Below are 21,303 nucleotides of genomic sequence, written 5' to 3'. Positions count from 1 at the left end.
AAAACGCACAAGACCAGGTTCGGCCGATTTGGCCATTATACAGTCTCAAGTAGCGTATCTGAAAGAGTGTGCTCTGAAAGGGCTCCTGGTGCACCAATTGCAACAAGCCTGGTTTCGGGTTTACGCTCACCCCACACTTCATCCCGCGCGATGTCCATGCGTTTTCCGACGACCTGAACAAGAATACGATGATCCGGATCCTCCTCACTGAAGACAAAACCCTTGAGGCGATAGACATCACCGGGAAGCGTCCGAATAGCGCTTCGGAGAGAAGAGAGGCTTATCGGGCGATCAGCTTTCATCATAGTTGTCGAAAAGCTGTCTGAATGATCAGCTTGGTGACAGCCGCAGTCGGGGCCATGTTCATGATGGTCAGGTACTTCTGTTTCTAGTTGTTCTGAGGCAAAGCGGCCGACTGACAGAAGTATGTCCAGAGGGACGTTCGCATTGACAGCTTCGACCAAACGATAGCGACGGAAGCGAGAGCCAAGCCAATCATGCACCTTCTGAACAGTGGCCCTATCGACAAGATCAACCTTGTTCAAAATAACCATATCCGAGAACGCGATTTGACGGAGCTTCAGTTCCATTTGTTCCGGCGCAGAAAATAGCTGTTCCGCATCGACAAGACACATAAGACTGTCCAAGCGGATCATGTCCCGAAACTTCTGATCTGTGAATGTCATCGCGATTGACGATGGGTCTGACACTCCACTTGCTTCAAGAACGATGTATTCCGGTTTCTCAGGCCGGGCGAGAACAGCTTCTACCGTTTCGATCAGGTCATCTCGGATTGAGCAGCAAACGCAGCCATTCGCTAAACTCATCACATCATCTTCGAGGCCGACCACCAAGTCGGCATCGACGTTGATGGATCCAAAGTCATTCACCAGGACTGCCACTCGCAATCCGTGATTGCCGGTGAGGATGCGGTTCAGAAGCGTTGTCTTACCGGCTCCTAGAAAGCCGGTAAGGATCGTTACGGGGATCGCGGAAGTCGAACCGAATTCGATCATGTCGTTACTCCGCTTTCTTTTTTCGGTTCGGGATGACGTCATCGACCTTGATGACGAAATCGCTGGGCCATTCTGGATCAGGAGCCCGGAATACATCAGCTGGGTAGTATTCTTTGGGATCGATCTCCATGTCTCGGTACTTCTGATCTTGCTGTTCGGCACGTGATGACCGCGGCGCTGGCGGCTTGATTTCGTCCGGCAACGTGATTTTGCCTTCTGCTTCCATCTTGCCCAATTCGCGGAAGGGGGCGACAGATCCAGACTTTCCGGGAAGAGTAGCCTTCCGATACCAGATTGCATCCTTTGTGACGTTGACGACGGCGACATCCAAACCCCAGGCGAACAACCCATCATAGTGCGCTCGGATTCCCGCCAACATCTCAGCATCGATATCCTCGTCTTGCGTATAGTGGGTTACCATTGCAAGCCGTGGGCGCGCCTCAGCCATCATCTTACCGACCGCATAGTGCGATGTATGATGCGTATCGATTGTGTAGTTGAACAACTCTTGCGGCAAACCGTATTTGTAGGTCATCAACTGACCGATATCCTGTCCGGACATTTCGGTCACAAACACATCGACGCCTTTTCCGTATTCAAGGCTCAGTTCATCAGGGCGGCCATCGCCGGTCCAAACAAAGCTCAGGCCATTCCAATCCAGCCGATACCCCACAGCTCCGTCCTTGGCGTGGCTACGAGGCCAGGACCGAACAGTCACGCCATCTTCGTCATAAACGATGCCACCTTCCTGGCGGAAATCGAATTCGTTGACCTCAATCTCATAGCCGTCCCCAATCGGGAATACATCAAAGGCCTCCAGATGCCATTTGAGCATTTGCTGCATGCCTTTAACCATTCCGGCTGTGCCAAGCTCGGGTGTCCGACCTGATGGACCGTGAATGCGAAGCGGTGTGTATCCACCAGACCAAGCCCGGAACGGGTAGATGTAAGGGATGTCGGCATAATGATCGACATGCAGGTGCGTAATGAAGATGTCGTTGATCAACTGACCCGGAACCTGCATCCCGATAATGTTGCGGACACAACCGGATCCGAAGTCGAAGAAGAACCTCTTTCCATTCCCCAGCTCGACCATGATACAGGTGCCAGCCTGATCTTCGCGGGGCGGAAACGGGGTGGAACCACAAAACGATATCCGCATTTCGTCGGGGCCGAGCTCTTCGGACAGCGGGAAGTAGTTCGCGTTCGAACCAGTCATGTATTTTGTGGGGCGGAAGTACTCCGGCAGCGTGATACCGCCCGCAGGTCTGCCTCCGTAAGGGTTCTTTAGGCTTTCGCCTAGTGGTCCTTCTCCGGGGTGCGCCTGTGCGGTTCCTGCACCGTAGCTAACGGCACCGGTTGCGACCGCACCTGCTGCCAGCCCCTGCATAACGTGTCGCCGGGAAGGGTTTTCGATGTCATCAGATTGCTGGTTCGGTTCGTTTTTAAGATCTTTGCCGTTGTCTTCTTTTGTCATGGCCATGCCCTCAATTGGAAATGTTGCGAAGATCGCGCTTCACCATTCGGCGAAGCTCGTTCACGAGTTCAGATTTTATGTGGGCCCACTCCGCGCGCTCTGAGGCTGTGATCGATACATCATCCAGCAACTCGGAAGCTTTCTTCAGGTCTTCGACAACCTCTTTGAGCAACGCATCCGTCTCGATACGCCCTGACAGCGCATCGGACAGTTCTGGAATCTCTTCTGTCAGGTCCACTGCCACTGGATAAATCCCGGCTCCCACTATCTATTCTCACATCGAGATGAGTGTGGTTGACCGTGCAGGCCAAGTGAGTCACCGTGAGTTGGGGGTGAGTTTGCCTTGAACAAAGCTAATGAATTGCCGATAGATCAACATGTTGAGCAGCCGTCGCCGGATCTTGTCCGGGAAGCGCTCGAGCGCGTTGTATCGAGCGACGAGTTCCAAGCTTCACCCCGCCTCCAACAATTTCTTACATACGTAGTCGAGGAAGCTATCGCGGGTCGTGGTCCCCAGATCCGAGGCAAAGCTATTGCCGTAGAGGTCTATGGACGACGCATTGATGGCAGTGGCGGCCAAAACCTCGTTCGCGTCGAAGCCAGGCGGCTGCGTCGGCTATTGCGCGAATTTTACGAAGATCAATGGGACGGCGAAGGGGTTCGCATTTTTGTTGATCCTGGCGGATACAAGCCGCGGTTTTCATACGAGCCTACAATTGAAGACGGCGTATCAAATGCATGGAACGGCGATGAGCCCGCCGGGCGTCGGCGTTCGCTGCGACTGCTGCCAGTTGGATTGGGGGTCCTCGCAGTAGTCGTTGTGCTTGGCATCTGGACGAGCCAAAAAAACACAGAAGTACCGCCAACGGCTCAATCCATTGAACAAGCTGAACGTGCAGCACTTGGTGAGCAATCTTTGACAAGACTTCAGGCGGCCAACCTTGCAGATCAAGCCCGAGGCATGTTTTTTCCCGTTTTTGACGTCAAGCGCCAGCAAATAGCGCTGGGAATGTTCCAGCATGCAGCCGAGCTCGACCCAGCACTCTCCGATGGCTATGCGGGATCGGCACAGGTTTTGGCGACTCTGGCCATGCTGTCCCCGGATGAAGCGCAAAGAGAAGATCTCTTAGGTCAAGCTTCAGAACTATCTGAAAAGGCCCTTGAATTGTCCCCTGCTGATGCGTGGGCAAATGGCGCAAATGGTTGGATGTTGGCTGTCTATAACCAGCCAAACGAGGCTTTAAAATACGCCCGAATGTCCGTCGAATTGGGGCCGAAGGACGGCCATATTCTCGATCTTGTTGGTATCACTGCCATAGTTGCCAATGCCCCGGAACTTGCTGCCGAAGTCAGCAACCCGGAAAGAACCAGGTCTGGATCGGGTAGGTTTGGTGCGAGAAACATCTGGGGCGTGTCACAACTCATGCTCGGGAATTACGAGAGTGTTGTCGAAGCCTTTCAGGGGGCGCCAGCTGCCGGAGCGCCGGTTAGTGCCCCTTCGCTCTTATTCCAAGCCGTCGCGCAAGATCAGTTGGGAAACACGGAAGACGCACAACGGCTCGTTGTTCAAATGCGCAAAACGTGGCCCGATTTTCAGTCTGAGTTTCTCGCTGACAGGATATTCAACAACGACAACGCTACGCGGAATTTGATACTGGAAACACTTGGCAAGTTTTGACAAACGGCCGATTGAAACGACAATGATGTGCGTCTAGACGCGAGAAATTTAACTAATTGTGGAGGCTGAATAGCCTAAACCCAAACAGTCAGGTCCAAGTATCTGAATAACCTGATCGAACAGGATCAACGGTTTATCAAGCGTCGCGTACGTCACATGTGTGGGTTCAAATCGTTCAGATCAGCATCAGCCGCTTTGGACGGCGTCGAAGTCGCTTATATGAGCCGGAAGCAGCAATTCTCAAGCGATATGACTTCCGGCTTTCAGCTATTCGCCGAGATCGCAGGATAAGCGTATCCAGTAAGTCGCTGAGTTTGGCCGTCCCAAATGTCTGAGAAATATCCAAAGGGCTTTGTCGCAAACTTCTCTGAAGAATGAAGGTGGTTTAGGAATTTCTGTGTTTAGGCGACTAACTTGGCGAACTGCTTGAATGGGTAGATTCCGACTCCGAACTCGTCCTTTCGGATCATCTGCGCAACTTCAATTCCGTCAAGCGTTGCGGAGGCGGACGCAAACGATTTGAACCCGAGCCTAGGGCGGATTCGACGTTTGATGGATCGGTGGTCCGGTTCCTCGATATTGTTGAGGAATTTTCGCCTGACCATCTCAATCGGAACTGGACAACCATAGCCCTTCAGAATCTTCTTGATGGTTTTGATAGCAGCCGTGTTGGCTCCGCTTTTGTCGATCACTATCCTTCTCTGGAGCCCATTCAGCTCGAGTGCACGAGCTAAGAATTTTGTCGCTGCAGCTTTATTCCGGCGCTCGGACAGCATGAAATCAAGGGTCTTTCCGTGTTTGTCGACCGCGCGATACAGGTAAACCCATTTACCTTTGACTCGCACATAAGTTTCGTACATTCGCCAAGATCGATCGAAGAAGCGCTTCTGATGACGCGCCTGGTCGGCGACCAGTGGTGCATACTTCACGATCCAACGGTTCAAGGTCGCATGCTCGACCGAAACGCCTCGCTCAGCCAGGATTTTTTCCAGATCCCGGTGCCACACCGAATACCGAAGATGGAAGAAGAACTCGTGCAAGATCACGTCTTTTGGAAAATGCGCTCCCTTGAGCGAAATTTTCACGGCCTGCCCCGATCTGTCTTGGGCAAGCGTCTATCAAAACTTCAATAGACTCAACAGGTACATTCGGAGTATGCGACAAAACCCATCCAAAGAACCTACTTGGCTCAGCCAGAAACTTTGCAACAGAACCTCCGAATGTTCGAAATTAGGATGGCATCCACTCTTATGATACTTTTTTGTTTTTTTTGCATATTACAACGGAGACCCAGATTCTGCCAGTGTTTTGAGGCTTTACTGCAAAGTTCTGGTTTTTGACGGGCTTGGGTTTAGTGTGTGGTGGGCTTTCAGTCCCAACTGGTCGAAAGCCAACTCGTGTTCTCCTTCGAAGGCACGCAACATCCCGAGGATGTGAACCTATTTACTTTTTTTGTGTTCTATTCGGCGTGCCGTACCATGGTTTAAAAGAAATCACGTCCTAGCCTGGCGTTGGGGTGAATCACACGACGCTGAAGCGTTGGGTGACAAAAAATACACTAGTGAAATCGCCAACGCCGCGCGCAGGTTCAATGGATCGAGTTGCCGTTCCTTGCGGATAGACGAAACTTAAACAAGCGTGAAAGGTGCGCGGGTCATTCTATACAGAGCTATGGACAAACACGGCAATACGCTGAGCTTCATGTTTTCAGAGCGTCGGAACAAGCCTTCCGCTCTAGAATTCTTCGCTCAATTGTTTGAACGCAGTGATCTTGCGCGACAGTTTGTGTCGATATGAGCGGAGCGAACACAGCAGGTATCAAAGCAAAAGAAAACTTGCTGATTGGCTTAGGCGGCCCAATCCCAAACAAGAGGGTCACGGGGAAACATCTGAGCGAGGTCGAGGGAAAGAACCATCGCTCCAACAAAAGACACACTATACAGAAATTGTGGTTGGAGACATTCGCGTCAGTGACAACAACACCAGAAGGAAGCGAGGTGGTACTCATGATCTGCAAAGTTGAATTCACGCCCAGATACTTTCACTTCCGTTAGTTTACAGTACTGAAGGCATGAGCCGCGAGTTCGGCGTCAGCTTTTCTTTCAGTCAGGAACTTCACGACAGCGCGTCAAACGGCGAACGCTTCTGGCTCCAAGTCTTCCCAAAACTCGAAGATAGCAGTGGCGTTCAAGCCCGAGCGCCAGCCATGAGATCGAAAATGCTCTCGGTCGAGATCATTGTCCAAACCCGCTAAGAACAACCGCTTGTCTGCATCTCGCTGTGTAGGGTTTCGCCGCGAAACCAGGTCTTCAACGATGGCTAGCTTGCGCGCCCTTGCCTGCCTTTCGGCTGTCCGGACAGCATATGCCTTTTCTTCTGAGGCTTTTTCCGCGACCCGCTTACGCGCAGCTTCGATGGCTTCGGGGCTAGGCTCAGGTGTTGGAATTTCCTTCGGGTCTTCGTAGTCATCCCGCAGAGCAGCGGATAAATATCCGACAGTGGATTTTACACCGCCCTGCCCTTTTACGTAATCGAGCTTCTTCTGGACATAGTCCTCGCCGTGCTCCGCGATCCATTGCCGCGCCAAGCGGTCAGACACACCCTGCTTCCTCAGAGTTTTGTACACGGTGAGATTGCGTACCCCATCACTATCGTCGATCTCAAACATCGCCTTTTGCGGATTGCCTTTGATCAGAAAACGAATGTCAGTGACGGTTCGACCCTTCTTTTGAAACTCGGGCTCGATCAAAATATCCGAGCTTTTGTTCACCTCCGTGACTGCTGGTTTGATGATCTTCGCGTTGAGATGTTTGAAACTGGCGTAGTAGTCGCTGCCATCAACACCCATCAGCTTTCGGAACACGTCCAGGGGCCACCAACCAGTCGACCCTGTCCGCACAAATCGGTAGCAGTTTTCATACAAAGCAAGCCCATGCCCTGAACTGAAATTTCGCTGTATCTGAACATTGATCAGCGCATAGATCTTCGGATCGTACAGTTTTTGCGCCAAGGCGGGTGAGTATGAATACTCGCAAACTCCCCCTTTCAGTTTGGCAAAACTCAGCAGGGATGAGACGCCCCATTCCTGACGCCCCTGCTCATCCAGCATGTCCCATTCCGCGACTGTTTCCGCCAACGCCCGCAGGCTGGCACGCAGAGTGTCAAAGTCGTTTGAATTGTACCCGACCATCATAGCAAGCGTCCGCGCATCAATCGTGTGGGTCTGCGCGGTCGTCAGTGCATCATAGGCGTTCATCAACAAAACATTAGAAAGCTTTCTCTGCAGCAGAGAAAGTTTGCCGCTGATGTGTATCGCTGCGACATTCTTCTTAACAGTCTCTCGACGCAATGCGCCCGAAAGCTGATCCATGTTCAATTGTGTATCCGGCATGATTCTGCCCGGCTGCTCATTTTGCAAAAACCCTGACACAAAAGGTACCTTTGCTTCAATAGTTTTTGGGTACCCAAACACGGGATGAAGGCAATCCCGTATTCAGGTACCTTAAGAATCACGCAAGCAAGTTATCCACAGAAATTGAATCAATCCGAGTCCGATCCCGACTTCGTCCCCGGTACTCTGCGAGAAAACCCATCGAATTAGTGTCTCTTTTCCGAAGATTTTCAGTATCCCGAGAATCAGTCCCCTACTTCCTGATCCTTGGCACCTGATGTACCGTAAACAGATACCTTTGATCCCGTAAAATGGTTCCTTTGGAACCGTAAGAGGGTACTCAAGTACATCTATTTCTTTGTTTTCACTACATTTCTACTAAGTAAAGATTCTAAAACTTCTAAAATACTAAAACGTTTTTTGTGTCGATTTTCTTTGATTTTGACTGGTTTCGCCACGAAACCGCTTCTAGCCACAATCAACTGTGGAAAAAACACCGGAAGAGGATAGTCATCTCCAACAATGTTCGCTACATTTCCCGATATACGTCGCTAAGACGAACATTTTCTGAGGCATCGACAGTGAGTAAAACCAACCAACCTCCCCTGCCCCCATATCTTAACCTCGACCCGGAAATCGCAGCGAAGAAGTTGCCCAATCCTATCGGCACATCTCGATTCGCAAAAGCAGCGGCTTTCTGTGCAAAAGGACGCGAGGACCTTGCCCGTAGAGGCTATGCGCCGGATGGCGAAAAGCGACTGCGCCGATTTTCAATTTGGGAAATCACAAAATATCTAATTCCGGTTGCTCCGGCTCATCTGCGGCGTGTTTTAAAAGCGAACCCAGATTTGCCACAAGGCGAAGGTGAGGCGGGCTCCAAGTGGTTCACCCTTGAAGATGTATTAACGCTGCGCAAGCGCTTTGCGGCGGAAGGTGTAAGCACGAAGGAATACCTGCCCTACCGACCCGAAGGCCTGCCGGCCAAGGTCGTGGCAGTAGCCAATTTCAAGGGAGGTGTCGGCAAGACATCCACTGCCGCTCATCTGGCGATGTCCGCAGCCTTGGATGGGTATAAGGTGTTGGTTATCGACCTTGATAGCCAAGGTTCGATGACATCAATACTCGGAGGGCAGGTTGCTGATGAGTGGCAAACCGTCTTCCCTTTGGTCGCCAAAGACTATGCCCGCGCGGTGCAGGAGGAGAACCGGGTGCGCTCGGCTGCAGCACAGCCCGAAATTCCTCTGGATGAAACCCTGCAGGAAGCTTTGAAAACTACGCCTCAGGACGTGATTCAAAAAACGCATTGGCCCAATATCGACCTGATCGGGGCGCAGCTTAACCTGTATTGGGCCGAGTTCCAGATCCCCGTCTGGCGTATGGGCCTGAGAAGCTGGCCCTTGTGGGATGGCTTGACGAACTTCCTTCAGGATGAAGGCGTTTTGAATGACTATGACGTTGTCTTCCTAGATACGCCTCCTGCTCTTGGGTACCTAACGATCAATGCGTTGGCTGCGGCCGACATTTTGTTGGTGCCGCTGGGGGCTTCGTTCCTGGAATTCGATTCCACCGGTCGTTTCTTCGATATGCTCTATACGACATTCGCCAGTATCGAAGATGGTGAGAACGCAGCGCAACGTGCGGCGGGTTTACCCGAACTGAAGTTCGAATGGGATGTAGTACGCGCGATAATCACGCGGTTTGACGCGAGCCAGCAGACCGATATGGCCAATGTCATTCAGGCGTATTTCGGGGATTTCATGAACGCCTACAGGCAGGACTATACGGCGCTGGTCGGGCAGGCGGGTGAACAAGTGAACGGCATCTACGAAGCGGATTATCGCGATTTCAACCGCGAGACATATGTGCGCGGACGTGAGACTTTTGACAGAACCTATGCCGAATTCAAAGAAGTTCTGATCGGTTGCTGGTGGCGCGATGCGCAGATGGGAGGACAGGCAGATGGCTAAACGCAGAAGACTGATTGCACCAGGTACAGAGGAGCTTGAACAGTTGGAGGCCGGTTTCGCCGCGAAACCCTCGCTCAGCCCGTTTGAGACCAACTCCGCCCCGCCACCCATCGCCCAAGTCGCGGCCGAAGCAGCATCGCTTGGGGGAATGGCAGCTGTTACAGACCGTGTTGCGCTGGCTCAGGATCAGGGCGACGCCGCGCGTTGGCGCGATGCGCAAGAGGCGGGGTTGGTGGCTCAGATGCTGCCACTTGACCAGATCGACGCCGATTTCATTCGGCGAGACCGAATGGTCGAAGACGAAGAAGCCATGGCTGAGCTTCTGGAATCTCTTCGCCTCAATGGGCTGAGAACACCGATCGAAGTCACTCCCGAAGGGGACGGCTTCGGTCTGATTTCCGGATTTCGGCGGCTTGAAGCGTTCCGACGGCTGTCGGGCACGGATCCTCGGTTCGCCGAAATCCCAGCTTTTGTTCGCAACGCGGGGGCGGGGCAAGGGGCCTATGTCTCCATGGTCGAAGAGAACGAGCTGCGCGCCAATCTCACGCCGTATGAGAGAGGACGCATAGCCGTACTGGCGGCAGGGCAGGGGGTTTTCCCGTCGACTGAAGCGGCTGTTGATGTGCTGTTCGCTGCTGCGTCAAAAGCAAAGCGATCAAAGGTCCGCAGCTTTGCAATGGTTCATGAAAGCCTAGGCGATCTTCTCCAGCACCCGGTTGCCTTGTCAGAGAAGGCGGGTTTAAAGCTGGCATCGGCCATTCGAAATGGTGCGCAAGCGGTGCTTCGCGACGCTTTGGCAGGAGTCGGTCCGCTGGATGCAAAGGCCGAATGGGGTATCCTTGAGAAAGCAATGAGTGACTCGTCGGATGCGTCTCAGAGCAAAAGCCGAGGCGGTCGACCCACAGAAGTTCTACGCCTCCCAAAGAGACCATTGAAGGGTGGAGGAGAGGTTTGGGCAGAAGTCGCATCCGGTGAATTGCGGTTGAAAATCAAAGGACGTGAACTGGCGCTGGCAGATGCGGAAGACTTGGTGAACCAACTTTGTGAGCAATTTGAATAGGCAATAGTTGTGGTGCAGGAGGCTGGTAGAGAGGAGGGAAGAAAAGCGATTTTTTAGAAGTATGCAAAATATCAAAATAATGAGCACTGCATTCTGGATGGCTATTTTGCGTTGGGTAGCCAGGTACTCTTGCAAACCTTTGCCTGTTGACGGTTCTGCCGCAAATTTCTCTCAGAAATGTGTGAATGGAATTGGCAAGGCAATTGTCCCGCCAGCTGGAGAAACTACTGAATCGAAAGGTTCGAACCCCAGAAAGGGCCTGATCCGACGCCTCCCACGCACGGGTCTGGGGGTGGGTTCGACAATCCGGCCATTACCAAGGAAAACGCCGATGTCGTGGTGACATGGGCTTCGGGCAGCAACATTGTCATCAATGATTTCGACCCGACCAGCGACCCGATTTTCTTCGTCTGGATCGGTGCCGACGCGCTTGAGATCACTGAGGCGAGCGGTTCAGTGGTTTTAGCAGTTCCCTCCAAAAACCAGACCATCATGCTAAGCAGTGTTTCTCTGTACATGCTGGACGGGGCGGATATCCACGCGCAGGATGCCACCGCGCGGGATGAGCTGGCCAGTTTGATTGATAGCAACTTGGGCGGTCGCGATGTGCCAGAAACCCTTTCTTATCAGATCGACCTAAACTGTCTCAGTGGCGCAGACGTCAGACAATAAACCTCTAGTGCGATGACAATGGACATGTCGTCCGCTCCCAGCTCAAACCAATTTGTGGCGGATACAAAAACGTTAGTGTATGGACGTTTGGGGCTCAGGAACCGCTCTGGCAAGACAAAGCGACAAGGAAGCAGGTAGAATGCGTGTACTTTTGACCGGCGGCGCTGGGTATATCGGAAGCCATACTCTGTTAAAGCTGCTGCAAGATGGCAGAAATTCCGTAATGGCATTAGATAACTTCTCCAACAGCTCTCCTGAAGCGTTGCGCCGGGTTCAAAAACTTAGCAATTCGAACTTTGAGACCCATGTCGGCGACTATCGCGAGCCCAACGTGCTTGACTCGGTCTTTGACTCGTTTCGCCCCGATGCGGTCATTCACTTTGCAGGATTGAAGGCGGTTGGAGAATCCAACGAAAAACCACTCCTTTACTACGACCAGAATGTTTCCGGCAGCATCGGCCTTCTTGATTGCATGCAGCGTTTCGGTTGCAAAAAAATTGTCTTCTCATCCTCAGCTACTGTTTATGGCGAGGCACAGTACCTCCCCTATGATGAAGATCATCCACTAAACCCCACCAACCCATATGGTCGTACAAAGTACTTTATTGAGGAAATCATACGCGACTGGGTTGCTTCACAATCAGACGCGAGCGCTGTTCTATTGCGTTACTTTAATCCGGTTGGAGCGGATGAATCCGGCGAAATCGGGGAAGATCCGCGCACCATTCCCAATAATCTCCTGCCCTACATTTCTCAGGTTGCCGTTGGCCGCCTCAAGGAACTCAGCATTTTTGGCAACGACTATGAAACGCGGGATGGCACGGGCGAACGTGATTACATCCATATCGATGATCTGGCGGCAGCCCATATTCAAGCAGTTAAGTTTGCTCTCGATAACCGGGGATGTGAAGCAATCAACGTCGGGACCGGAAAAGGCGTTACGGTTCTTGAAATGGTGAAAGCGTTCGAAGAAGCATCAAACAGAGAAATCCCCTTCCAAATCAAAGGAAAACGCGAAGGTGACGTGGCGCGCAGTTTTGCCAAAGTAACCAAAGCACAAAAATTGCTGGGATGGAGGGCTGAGAAAGATCTAGTCGACGTTTGTAGAACAGCTTGGAACTGGCAAACGAAGAACCCATCAGGTTATTGAGCGATGATCCGGTCGAGCGTGTCGCACAAATCGTTTCCGGCGCGTGGCTGGTCCTTCGATTGGACTGCGGGGCGCTCGCAAAGTTGCAGTCCCCTTAACGAATAGCTGCATATCGGCCTTCCATTTCACACAATGACGTAAGCTGGCTCGGGCCACTGCCCAACTGACCCGACAAACCGTGCAATGAGAAAACCTTGGCCAGGTAACTGGTGCGTGTGGTATCATATCAATGAGTAACTGCCGGTTGCAGCCGATTGAGATTGATAAATCTTTGAGTTCGTCGGCGGCAAGAAACTAGTGGCCGCGTAATTTACGCGTTTTTCACAAGTAAGATCGGGGCTGACCCGTTCCGTCCAGACAGTTGAATTGTTCAAATTCTATCTCGTCAGGCACCGCCTCAGTCGGCGATCTACCCAATGCTATTTCAGAGCCGATGCGGCCGGAAAAAACGCGAGGGAAGAATAGAGAATTTTCAACGAGGAGATTGACCATGAAGCGCAGAGTTTTTCTAGCACGCACCACCGCCTATGGCGCGGTAGTTTTCTCGGGTACTTTGCCCGGCTTGCGGGCAGCGGCGCAGACCGGGACACCTTTACGGCGCAGCCTAGCCGATATGGATCTTGATGATCCCGACCTAGTTACCCTGCGCAGTTTCGTAACCATGATGAAGGACCCAACGCGGGACAGTCAAAATGTGAGTTGGGAAGGTTTTGCCAATATCCACGGAGATTTCACAGTGGGGTTCAACCTGTGTCCGCACGGGAACTGGTATTTCCTTCCATGGCATCGCAGTTACATCCGCATGTACGAACAGGCCGCTCGGGCATTGACCGGAAACACCGATTTCGCGATGCCCTATTGGGACTGGACCGCGAACCCCGGATTCCCGGCTGCCTTTGGTGACGCCGAATTTGATGGTCAGCCTAACCCATTGTTCGTGGAAGGCCGGAATCTTGGCACCGGAGATGAACTCGGTGAGGATATCACCGGACAAGACGTCATGGACACAATCTATGGAAGCCAGACCTTCGAGGAATTCGGCTCATCTCGTCCGGCCGGCCAAGTCGATACCTCGCCAATGTGGATCATGATGAATGGAACGCAGGGCGAGTTGGAGAGTAACCCACACAACAACGTGCATTGCATCGTTTTGGGGCCGTTCATGTGTTCTGGCGCTTCACCACAGGACCCGATATTCCAAATGCATCACTGCAACATTGACCGAATCTGGGATCAATGGAACGCAAACGGCAATGCCAACAGCAGCGATCAACTTTGGTTGGACATGCCTTTTACAGACAATTTCTTTGATCCTGACGGCAACAGCTATACCGATACGGTCAATGAACTGCTTGAGGTGGTTCCACTGGGTTATACCTACGGTTTGGAGCCGCCACCTGTTGTCGATCCCATCGATCCGGGGCGGTACCTCTATCTTGCCAACCTCTATGGTGCACCGGGATCGGCGACCGGACTGGTACAGCGCGAGGTGCAGGAGGTTGAAGCCACAATTGACCCCGGCCAATCTGCCAACGTTCAGCTTAGTGCAAATGTGCAACGGCTCAACGCCGCGATCGACCCGAATGCAAGCAACGCTCTGACAGCAGCTGGCGCACAAGAAAAGCGGGTCTACGCGTTTCTGCGAGGACTCCTGCCGACCAATGATGGCACGCAATTGCGGGTCTTCGTGAATCTGCCAGAGGCTGGCGCCGATACGCAGGCCGTGGGCAACCCCAACTTCGTGACATCTGTTGGGTTCTTCGGGCCGACCAAGACCCATGATGGCATGGACATGAACAGATCGGTTGCCGTTGACCTGACCAGCGCATTGCGCCGACTTGACGCCGAAGGAGCGTTGTCGGGTGACAGTATTTCGGTGCAACTTGTTCCGGTGCCCCTGCAAGGCTCAGCCGAGGCGTCGGCTGTCTCGGTGCAAGAAGTGGAGCTTGCGATTGTCTGACCCTGAATGCGCCTGATGATTACTGCGATTGGATTGTTGCTTGCAGGAACCGCGCTTTGGCTCGCGCAAGGCGATAAAGCCGAGAAACTGCGGTTGGGGCCGGGTGACACGACCGAGATCTGTGTCCAAGCCCCGCCCGATCCATCAGCGCGGGCAGTTTTGGTTGTCGACATGTTTGATCCGCAAAGGTCTCAAAACGCAAATCTCTCGGTCGTCGCGCTAGAGAACCAAGTGCGCAATCGAATAGGGTTCTTTCCTGCTACACCGTTCAACAGCCAGGCAGGAGATGCGCCGCGCAGGTTTTTTCTGCCCCGTCAGGCTCCGGTTGAGGATCAGTATTGCTATGAAATCCGGTTTGATGCGGAAGACGGGACCGTATTGATTTCCCTGGAAACCTCGGGAGCATTTAGCAATTAACTTCCATTTCAACGCATCACAGAGCGTAGGTAGCCAGTGGTGGGGCTGAGGATTCATGGCAAAGGACGACTCAACCCAAGGTTTGTGATATACTGTAGAAAGAGGCCTGCACTATTATTATTCATCCAGGCAAGTCATCCTCTACTATTTGCGGAGGCTAAGTATGCGTGTATTTTTATATTCTGTTTTATCCTGCCTGATTGTTGGACCTGCCTATGCGCAAGCGGTTTCACCCGAAGAGGGAAGGGCCACCTCGGGTGAGTTGGCCGAACAAGCGCGCCAGCAATTTGCAGGAATGAGTTTTGAAGAGTTCAAGGCGCAGATTCCGTATTTCGAGAATCTCAACCTGTGGGTCGTTAACGGCGATGTTCCGATCCGAGGGGAAAAGCGTCTGCGTGAATTTTTCGAAGCAAATGTTCTGGTCGTGCCACCAACAGGGGACCAAGTGCCAGAGCTTATCGTGGCGCAAGAAGGCGGGCTTGATCTGCTGTGGAGTAATGCGCAGAAACGGGCGCTGACCTACTGTGTAGATACAGGTTTCGGCCCCAACTATTCCGCGATGGTCGCGGAAATGGCAGGTGCTACAGCTGCTTGGGAAGCAGCGGCGGATATCGACTTCATTCACGTGGCTACCGAAGACAGTTCCTGTACGCCCTCGAACAACAATGTCGTGTTCGACGTGAGCCCGTTCGATTTCGGCGGTCAGTTTTTGGCCGTCGCCTTCTTCCCGAACGAGGTGAGGTCGGGACGCACGGTCGCAATGGATCCAAGCTCGTTTACGCTCGATCCCAACGGAGCACTGACACTACGAGGCATTCTGCGACACGAGCTTGGTCATGTGTTGGGCTTCCGGCACGAACATACACGCCCCGATGCCGGAACCTGTTTCGAAGATCAGGACTGGCGCGAAGTTACAGACTACGACGCGTTGTCGGTTATGCATTACCCGCATTGCAACGGTCAGGGGGATTTCTCGCTAACGCTCACACATTCTGACATGAACGGGATTGCCTGCCTCTACGGACCCGCGCCTGGATTTGTCATCGACACCACGATTTGCACACCTGCCGTGCTGGGCGGGTCAGGACAGCCCACGACGCTCACTGAGGGGCCGGTAACGGTTGCGCGAGACGAAAGTGTCAGGTTTGGCCCATTTGACGTTGTGGGAGGGACACGCTTTGTCGTGCGCCAGTCGGGCGAAGGAGATCCCGATCTCTATCTTAAATTCGACGCGCTTGCGGCGCTCAGCGAGTTTGACTGTCGACCGTTCGCCGACGGGCCTGAAGAAGTTTGCGACGTTGATGTTCCGATAAATGCCAGCGTCGCATCCGTCATGGTGCATGGCTTTGCCGATGCTCGCTTCTCGCTGGACCTGAGTTTTGTTGCTCCTTGAGGAGGTAGAAAATGTTACGTGTTCTGATGATTGCTTTGGCCAGTGCAGGAACGCCGGCACTAGCAGAAATCGTCACGGCTCGTCCTTTGGCAGAACTTGACTGGCGTTCGTCGCCAGGTGACGAAGTAAAAATAGCAGCCGAAATTTCACTTCTTTATCAGACACTTTACAACACGGGGAACCTGGCCACACGTGAGGTTCCAAACCCAGAAGGGTTGTTTTTAGAACGTTTGATGCGGCAGGAAGGCGTGTTTTTTGGTGCATACTTCCCGCAAAATCTGGACAACGTGTTGTGCGATCTCAATACACATATCTGCAGCCGCGAACGCTATCCGGTCAGTGAAAAACAGCTACTCGACTTGTCAGCCCATGTAGGCGGTTTGGAAAGCTCGCCATCAAGATGGCGGTTCAGAGGGCATCCGGATTTGAAAGTGCGTATTCCGGACTATGACTTCTCATCCTACACCTTACTGACCAAAACCCAAGTGCCCTCGGACTGGGTGCCCAAGCAATATACGCCAAGTCACATGGTGGATTGCTCGGCCTGGGAGACGGATTGCCAATCACTGGTCGAGCGATTGAATCCGCAACTCTATGGTAAAAAAACCCGATCAACATCACAGACAGTGGTCTTGCCGGTGGCAGGGCTTTCAGTTCAAGTTCCGTTGCGCCCAGAAGAGCAGTCGCAATATTATGATCTGCTCAGCAAAATGGGAGATGAGCAACCCAAGAATGAAACGGAATTCGCTGGTCCCAGTGCAAAACAGTCCGGGTTGACACTTGAAAGCCATGCGCCGGACATTTCACGCACGGATTTGGCGATCCAATCGCTAGAACGCAACATCGTCAGCATCGGCGGAGCCAGCGATTTTGGTGTGCGAGATGAGCCGCTGTTTGATCAGCAGGTTGAACTGTTCCGTCTTATCCAGCATCCATTCGCCGAACAGGAGGAACTACCAGAAGAGTATCGCGGCAATGTCGGTATTCTGGTGCTGGATGCCGACGGCGCGGGGACTCACTGCGATCTGACGTTGGACGCTCTGCCAGAGGGGACCAACACTTGCGGCGAGATCGAGGCTGCCCCACATCCAATCCGAGATCACAGTTTGCATGTGGTAGGCCTGATTTCCGCGCCTATGAACCAGCGTGGTATCGTCGGTCTCAATCCGGAAGCCAATGTTATTTTTGGGTCGATTAACCGCGAGTTCACGTCGCCCGCGGACATCCTGAATGTAATCCAACAACTACAGAGCAACGCATTCCAGGGCGTGCGCATCGCCAATATGAGCTGGGGTTTTGATCGAGAAGTCGGCAGCAGTGACTTTCTGCGCGACCAAATCGCCACGTTGGACAGTACGATGCTTGTGGTGGCAGCGGCCGGGAATGAAAACAAAGATGTCAGCGAAGATTGCCGGATTTTTCCGGCTTGCATGCATCAGCTCGACAACGTTCTTACAGTTGTTGGGCTTGACCGCGATCCAAGCAACCCTTCCCTTTGGCAGCGGGATCAGACCAAAGGCTCAAATTACAACAGCGAGTTTCACATTGGTGCAATCGCCGACAACGTACTCAGCACCATTCCCGGCGACAGATTGGGCCGCATGTCCGGAACCTCCCAGGCTGCTCCTCAGGTAACGGCAGCCGCGTCGCTTATTTTTTCGGCGGCTGAATTCCTTTATCCTGATCTGATTGAGCAAAAGCTTGCCCCCAAGATCGTCAAGGATCGGTTGATATACACCGCCGATCATTTTCTTGGCCTGCAGAGCAAGCTGAAATCCGGTCGCCTGAACGTAAGTCGGGCCATCAACGTTGTGGACACTCAGATCGTTGTCGAGCAAGAAAACGGGCCGGTCTCCTACAAGGGCAGCCTCAAGGCGATTCCGGTTGATCATATCCAATGCCTACAAGCCAGCGGCGATGTCACGAAATACGCCTGGGGTTCGATCCGGCGAATGATCTATGTGCCCAATCGCGACAGATATATCCTGTACGTGAACGACAATTATGTGGGCGACACTTTGGACAACAGGTATCAGCCACTCCGGCGGGTCGACGGCTGCAACCTGAACACTCTGAGTCATCAGGGGAAGATCAAGCCGCGTGGTGGAGATGAGATCGAATTCCGCTTAGGAGATGTCGTGGACTACACTTCGGCACTGTTAGAGTGAGACGACTGGCGGCTATCAGTCTGGCGCTAATGTGCAGCTCTGCTGCGGCGCAGGAACAGGCAATTGAGCCACATGTGGATGGCCGCATACTTGATCTGTCTGTAAACATCACCGGTGACGATTTTCGGGACAATGGTCCGATTTGGTGGCGCAGTGACTTTTCCAAAGTCGGTGCGAAATCGATACGGTTGTTTCTTCGCGTGGTCGAAGGCACAGAGTTGCCGGCGGTAATCGAATTGGAAGGCGAGGACGGCGTCGCGCGGTCCTACGACATTGCCGATATCGGAACCGATGGGCGTTGGACCGGCATGTTCCCCGGCGGGCGGGTCGTCATCTCGTTGCTTTCGGACACACGGCCTGACGGTCTGTCATTGATGATTGAGGAAATGGCGATCGAGACAGAAACAGGCACGCTTTATTCGATATGGGGCGGTGAGGATGAAACCGCGCATATTAATGACGCGGCCGTGCCGCAGTCTATTCGCGACTTGGGCGCACCAGTGGCCAAACTTTCCTTTTTCTTGGGTGGCAAACCACGCAGCTGTACCGGGACCCTGATCAACCGGGACCACCTTCTGACAAACCAGCACTGCGTGGCGGACGCCGCTACCTGCCGCAGCGCAATTGCGGTTTTCGGATACGAACGAACCGCTGATAACCGCCTTCGACTCGGTCAGCAATTCGACTGTGCCGAAGTGAAGGAAGTGCTGGTGAATTTTGAGCTCGATGCCAGCCTGATCCGGCTGGATGGCACTCCCGGCGACACGTTCGGCTTTCACAAAATCGATCCGGTGGCCACCGATGCGGTGATATCCGAGGAATTGGCGATCATCCAGCATCCCGGCGGCAACGAAAAACAGATTTCCTTCATCAACTGCACTGTGATGGCACTACCGGTTGATGGTCGGGCAAACGAAACGGATTTCAGCCATACATGCGATACCGCAGGCGGTTCATCCGGCTCGCCGGTGTTCAATGCGAACGGAGTATTGGTCGGCCTGCATCACTATGGGTTCAACGATGGTCAGATTGAGGAATGGACCGAAAACCGCGCCGTGCGGATGAGCGGTATAACCGATTGGCTGCAGCAACAGGGCATAGTCCAATCACCTTCCGATGGCGCGACATCGGAAGGGACAAACTCAACACTTGGCGATTAGGTACACGCTACAGCGACTTCAAGTATTCCAGCAGTGCGCGGCGATCATCATCAGTCAGATCGGTGCCGTATTCATGGCCGCAATTGCTGTTGCCGCTGCCAAGATCGTTGCAATCGGTGGTTTGAAGCTCATAGTCGAAACGATCCTGCTCGACCGACAGACCCACTGCCTCAATATCGTAATTGGGGCCAATCTTGAACGACGCCCGCCGTTGGTCAGCCGGTTTCAGAAGATCATCCAGCGTGGCGACAGAGCCATTGTGAAGGTAAGGCGCGGCGGCCCAGATACCTTCGAGAACGCGGGCCTCATAGGCGCAGCCTCCGGCGGTCAAAGCGTTAGGATTGTCCAGACGGAACGCGCCTTTTAGCTCATCCACGACGCCTGATGGCAACTCAGGTTCCGCCGTCAGTGCTACCGTCGACTGATCTCCGACGCTAAGGATATCTTGAATGATCGCGCCGATTACCGAAGCGCTCAGCAGATCGAAAGCGCTTGCGCGCGCGCCAAGGTCCACGCCGAGTACCGGAATTCGTGCCCCGTTCATTACACCAGTATCCACGGTACGCGCCAGAATGCGACACTCGGCCGTATCGGTGCCCACATCTTGAACCGGCGTCGCCCATGTCCACAGCCGGTCGCCGCGTTTAATCCCGTGACATTCCTTGCACCCTCCGTTTTCGGGGTCGCGGTCGAAAACCTCTTTGCCTTGTTCTGCAAGACCACGGTTCAACTCCCAAGGCCATTTGGGCGGGCCAATTTTCCAGATAAGATCTTCAAGCCGGCGCAGGCCGTCGAAATTGGCAGAATTAACCTTCACGTAGTTCCGATTAAGTCGAAATGCTCCGGATTGAACTTCGGGGTGAAAAATTCCAAACACGCCGTAAACTTCACCAAGATTACGCGCCAACCCCAGCAGGTCGGTTCCATTCTCGGCAAAACCAGGCCATTGAGTCCGATCCTGCCGCGCCGCGTTCCACAGAAACGGATAGCGAGTGGGCGCATCCGCGACAGCTATATTATCGGCGATGATATAATCTGGCGGCTCGCCCATATCCAAACCGGCAACGCGGTTGAAAATCATCGACACCGCGTCCAGCCGCGATGGACCCCAGGCCGGGTCCGGTAGCGACCGGCTTATGATCGTGTCAAACCTCAGGTGCCACAGCTCGGCAGCGACACGCAGTTCGGCCTTGGCAGTGTCTGTCGCGCCTGCGCCAAGAACTGCATCTGCAAAGGCGGTGAACGAGCTGTCATTTGCAACCGCGGCGGCCATCGCTGCATTGAGGTCGGCAAGAAAGCTCTGGAAGTCGACGATCCCCGGCCCGCCATCGACACGGTAGGGGGTCCCGTTGACCTCGATTTGACGCGTGTGGCAGGCTGAGCATGTCATGCCAAGATGATCTGGCGATCCGGCGACTGTAAAGCCCACGGGAATGCGCGGATCGATCCCGTTGGGATTGGTAAGATAACCATAGCGCGCCAGGCCGTCGTGCAAGAAGGGTTCTCCGCTCGGAATAGTCAGCGCGTCGATCCAGGCCAGTGGAATTAGGCGCGATCCTTGATCCTGAGTATAGAATTTCTCTCGGCTTTCCGGTGTCCAGTCAGCTCCCTGGTCCAGAAAAACTGTTTGCGCATTGACAGGTAGCGACAAAGCGAGACAAGGCAGCGCGGTGCAGAGAAATTGTTTGAGCAGACTGAGTTTCATTTCAATTACTCCAATTTATTTCTGTAAAAAGGCGAAAATGTCTTAGCTCGGGAAACGTCGACCTGACCTGAGACTGCACGCGGGTCACA

17 protein-coding genes and 1 pseudogene are annotated in these 21,303 nt (G+C 53.3%); 12 read left to right on the top strand and 6 right to left on the bottom strand.

All coding sequences use genetic code 11. The annotated features are described in order from the left end of the window. Positions 1–35: 35 nt before the first annotated feature. Genes ACP15L_RS14495 through ACP15L_RS14485 form a run of 3 tightly spaced genes read right to left on the bottom strand, consistent with a single transcriptional unit; the run spans position 36 to position 2,737 of the window. Entirely contained in the window at positions 36–1,016 is a 981-nt protein-coding gene (locus ACP15L_RS14495) for a CobW family GTP-binding protein (protein ID WP_425084720.1), read from the bottom strand. Between the two features lie 4 nt (positions 1,017–1,020). Next, the gene (gntH, locus tag ACP15L_RS14490) at positions 1,021–2,493 is read right to left on the bottom strand and encodes a guanitoxin biosynthesis MBL fold metallo-hydrolase GntH (protein WP_170471680.1); all 1,473 of its coding nucleotides are present in this window, start codon (positions 2,491–2,493) and stop codon (positions 1,021–1,023) included. 10 nt (positions 2,494–2,503) lie between these two features. Beyond that, positions 2,504–2,737, bottom strand: coding sequence for a hypothetical protein (locus tag ACP15L_RS14485; RefSeq protein ID WP_425084719.1), 234 nt, complete (start codon positions 2,735–2,737; stop codon positions 2,504–2,506). A gap of 99 nt (positions 2,738–2,836) precedes the next feature. On the opposite strand from ACP15L_RS14485, the gene ACP15L_RS14480 reads away from it, so the two are divergent. Both ACP15L_RS14480 and ACP15L_RS14475 read left to right on the top strand, forming a co-directional pair. After that, on the top strand, positions 2,837–4,171 hold the full coding sequence (locus tag ACP15L_RS14480) for a hypothetical protein (protein WP_425084718.1): 1,335 nt from the start codon (positions 2,837–2,839) through the stop codon (positions 4,169–4,171). A 78-nt stretch (positions 4,172–4,249) separates the two neighbouring features. Further along, positions 4,250–4,462 (top strand): annotated as a pseudogene (locus ACP15L_RS14475) (DDE-type integrase/transposase/recombinase); the annotation flags it as partial. A gap of 110 nt (positions 4,463–4,572) precedes the next feature. On the opposite strand, the gene ACP15L_RS14470 reads toward ACP15L_RS14475, so the two are convergent. Next, entirely contained in the window at positions 4,573–5,256 is a 684-nt protein-coding gene (locus ACP15L_RS14470) for an IS6 family transposase (RefSeq protein WP_425084717.1), read from the bottom strand. Positions 5,257–5,842: 586 nt separating this feature from the next. Here ACP15L_RS14470 and ACP15L_RS14465 point away from each other — a divergent pair. After that, the gene (locus ACP15L_RS14465) at positions 5,843–5,968 is read left to right on the top strand and encodes a hypothetical protein (protein ID WP_425084716.1); all 126 of its coding nucleotides are present in this window, start codon (positions 5,843–5,845) and stop codon (positions 5,966–5,968) included. A 331-nt stretch (positions 5,969–6,299) separates the two neighbouring features. Here ACP15L_RS14465 and ACP15L_RS14460 read toward each other — a convergent pair whose 3' ends face one another. Then, positions 6,300–7,562 (bottom strand): replication initiation protein, encoded by a 1,263-nt coding sequence (locus ACP15L_RS14460; RefSeq protein WP_425084749.1) that lies wholly within the window; start codon positions 7,560–7,562, stop codon positions 6,300–6,302. A 581-nt stretch (positions 7,563–8,143) separates the two neighbouring features. On the opposite strand from ACP15L_RS14460, the gene ACP15L_RS14455 reads away from it, so the two are divergent. From ACP15L_RS14455 to ACP15L_RS14415, 9 genes are all read left to right on the top strand, one after another. Then, entirely contained in the window at positions 8,144–9,529 is a 1,386-nt protein-coding gene (locus ACP15L_RS14455; protein ID WP_425084748.1) for an AAA family ATPase, read from the top strand. Beyond that, the gene (locus tag ACP15L_RS14450; RefSeq protein ID WP_425084715.1) at positions 9,522–10,589 is read left to right on the top strand and encodes a ParB/RepB/Spo0J family partition protein; all 1,068 of its coding nucleotides are present in this window, start codon (positions 9,522–9,524) and stop codon (positions 10,587–10,589) included. The genes ACP15L_RS14455 and ACP15L_RS14450 overlap by 8 nt, the downstream gene beginning before the upstream one ends. Positions 10,590–10,925: 336 nt before the next feature. Next, positions 10,926–11,261 carry a hypothetical protein gene (locus ACP15L_RS14445; protein ID WP_425084714.1) on the top strand — a complete coding sequence of 112 codons (336 nt, stop codon included), beginning with the start codon at positions 10,926–10,928 and terminating at the stop codon, positions 11,259–11,261. Between the two features lie 139 nt (positions 11,262–11,400). Further along, a complete protein-coding gene (galE, locus tag ACP15L_RS14440; RefSeq protein ID WP_425084713.1) occupies positions 11,401–12,411 on the top strand; it encodes a UDP-glucose 4-epimerase GalE in 1,011 nt (336 codons plus the stop codon). A 490-nt stretch (positions 12,412–12,901) separates the two neighbouring features. After that, entirely contained in the window at positions 12,902–14,371 is a 1,470-nt protein-coding gene (locus ACP15L_RS14435) for a tyrosinase family protein (RefSeq protein WP_425084712.1), read from the top strand. A gap of 6 nt (positions 14,372–14,377) precedes the next feature. Further along, positions 14,378–14,788, top strand: coding sequence for a hypothetical protein (locus tag ACP15L_RS14430; RefSeq protein WP_425084711.1), 411 nt, complete (start codon positions 14,378–14,380; stop codon positions 14,786–14,788). Positions 14,789–14,951: 163 nt separating this feature from the next. Beyond that, positions 14,952–16,181 (top strand): matrixin family metalloprotease, encoded by a 1,230-nt coding sequence (locus ACP15L_RS14425; protein ID WP_425084710.1) that lies wholly within the window; start codon positions 14,952–14,954, stop codon positions 16,179–16,181. Positions 16,182–16,192: 11 nt separating this feature from the next. Next, on the top strand, positions 16,193–18,349 hold the full coding sequence (locus ACP15L_RS14420) for a S8 family serine peptidase (protein ID WP_425084709.1): 2,157 nt from the start codon (positions 16,193–16,195) through the stop codon (positions 18,347–18,349). Continuing rightward, a complete protein-coding gene (locus ACP15L_RS14415) occupies positions 18,346–19,509 on the top strand; it encodes a trypsin-like serine peptidase (RefSeq protein ID WP_425084708.1) in 1,164 nt (387 codons plus the stop codon). Before ACP15L_RS14420 ends, ACP15L_RS14415 begins: the two co-directional genes overlap by 4 nt. A 7-nt stretch (positions 19,510–19,516) precedes the next feature. Here ACP15L_RS14415 and ACP15L_RS14410 read toward each other — a convergent pair whose 3' ends face one another. After that, positions 19,517–21,214, bottom strand: coding sequence for a di-heme-cytochrome C peroxidase (locus ACP15L_RS14410; RefSeq protein WP_425084707.1), 1,698 nt, complete (start codon positions 21,212–21,214; stop codon positions 19,517–19,519). Between the last annotated feature and the right edge of the window lie 89 nt (positions 21,215–21,303).

It is taken from the genome of Ruegeria profundi (assembly GCF_049800715.1).
Classification (GTDB): Bacteria; Pseudomonadota; Alphaproteobacteria; order Rhodobacterales; family Rhodobacteraceae; genus Ruegeria; species Ruegeria profundi_A.
This window is presented reverse-complemented; position numbering and strand designations above follow the sequence as displayed.

Coding starts and splice junctions, on each gene's coding strand:
- ACP15L_RS14420 (WP_425084709.1), top strand. CDS start 16,193: ATGTTACGTGTTCTGATGATTGCTTTGGCCAGTGCAGGAACGCCGGCA.
- ACP15L_RS14460 (WP_425084749.1), bottom strand. CDS start 7,562: ATGCCGGATACACAATTGAACATGGATCAGCTTTCGGGCGCATTGCGT.
- ACP15L_RS14410 (WP_425084707.1), bottom strand. CDS start 21,214: ATGAAACTCAGTCTGCTCAAACAATTTCTCTGCACCGCGCTGCCTTGT.
- gntH (WP_170471680.1), bottom strand. CDS start 2,493: ATGACAAAAGAAGACAACGGCAAAGATCTTAAAAACGAACCGAACCAG.
- ACP15L_RS14465 (WP_425084716.1), top strand. CDS start 5,843: ATGGACAAACACGGCAATACGCTGAGCTTCATGTTTTCAGAGCGTCGG.
- ACP15L_RS14495 (WP_425084720.1), bottom strand. CDS start 1,016: ATGATCGAATTCGGTTCGACTTCCGCGATCCCCGTAACGATCCTTACC.
- ACP15L_RS14435 (WP_425084712.1), top strand. CDS start 12,902: ATGAAGCGCAGAGTTTTTCTAGCACGCACCACCGCCTATGGCGCGGTA.
- ACP15L_RS14450 (WP_425084715.1), top strand. CDS start 9,522: ATGGCTAAACGCAGAAGACTGATTGCACCAGGTACAGAGGAGCTTGAA.
- ACP15L_RS14425 (WP_425084710.1), top strand. CDS start 14,952: ATGCGTGTATTTTTATATTCTGTTTTATCCTGCCTGATTGTTGGACCT.
- ACP15L_RS14430 (WP_425084711.1), top strand. CDS start 14,378: ATGCGCCTGATGATTACTGCGATTGGATTGTTGCTTGCAGGAACCGCG.
- galE (WP_425084713.1), top strand. CDS start 11,401: ATGCGTGTACTTTTGACCGGCGGCGCTGGGTATATCGGAAGCCATACT.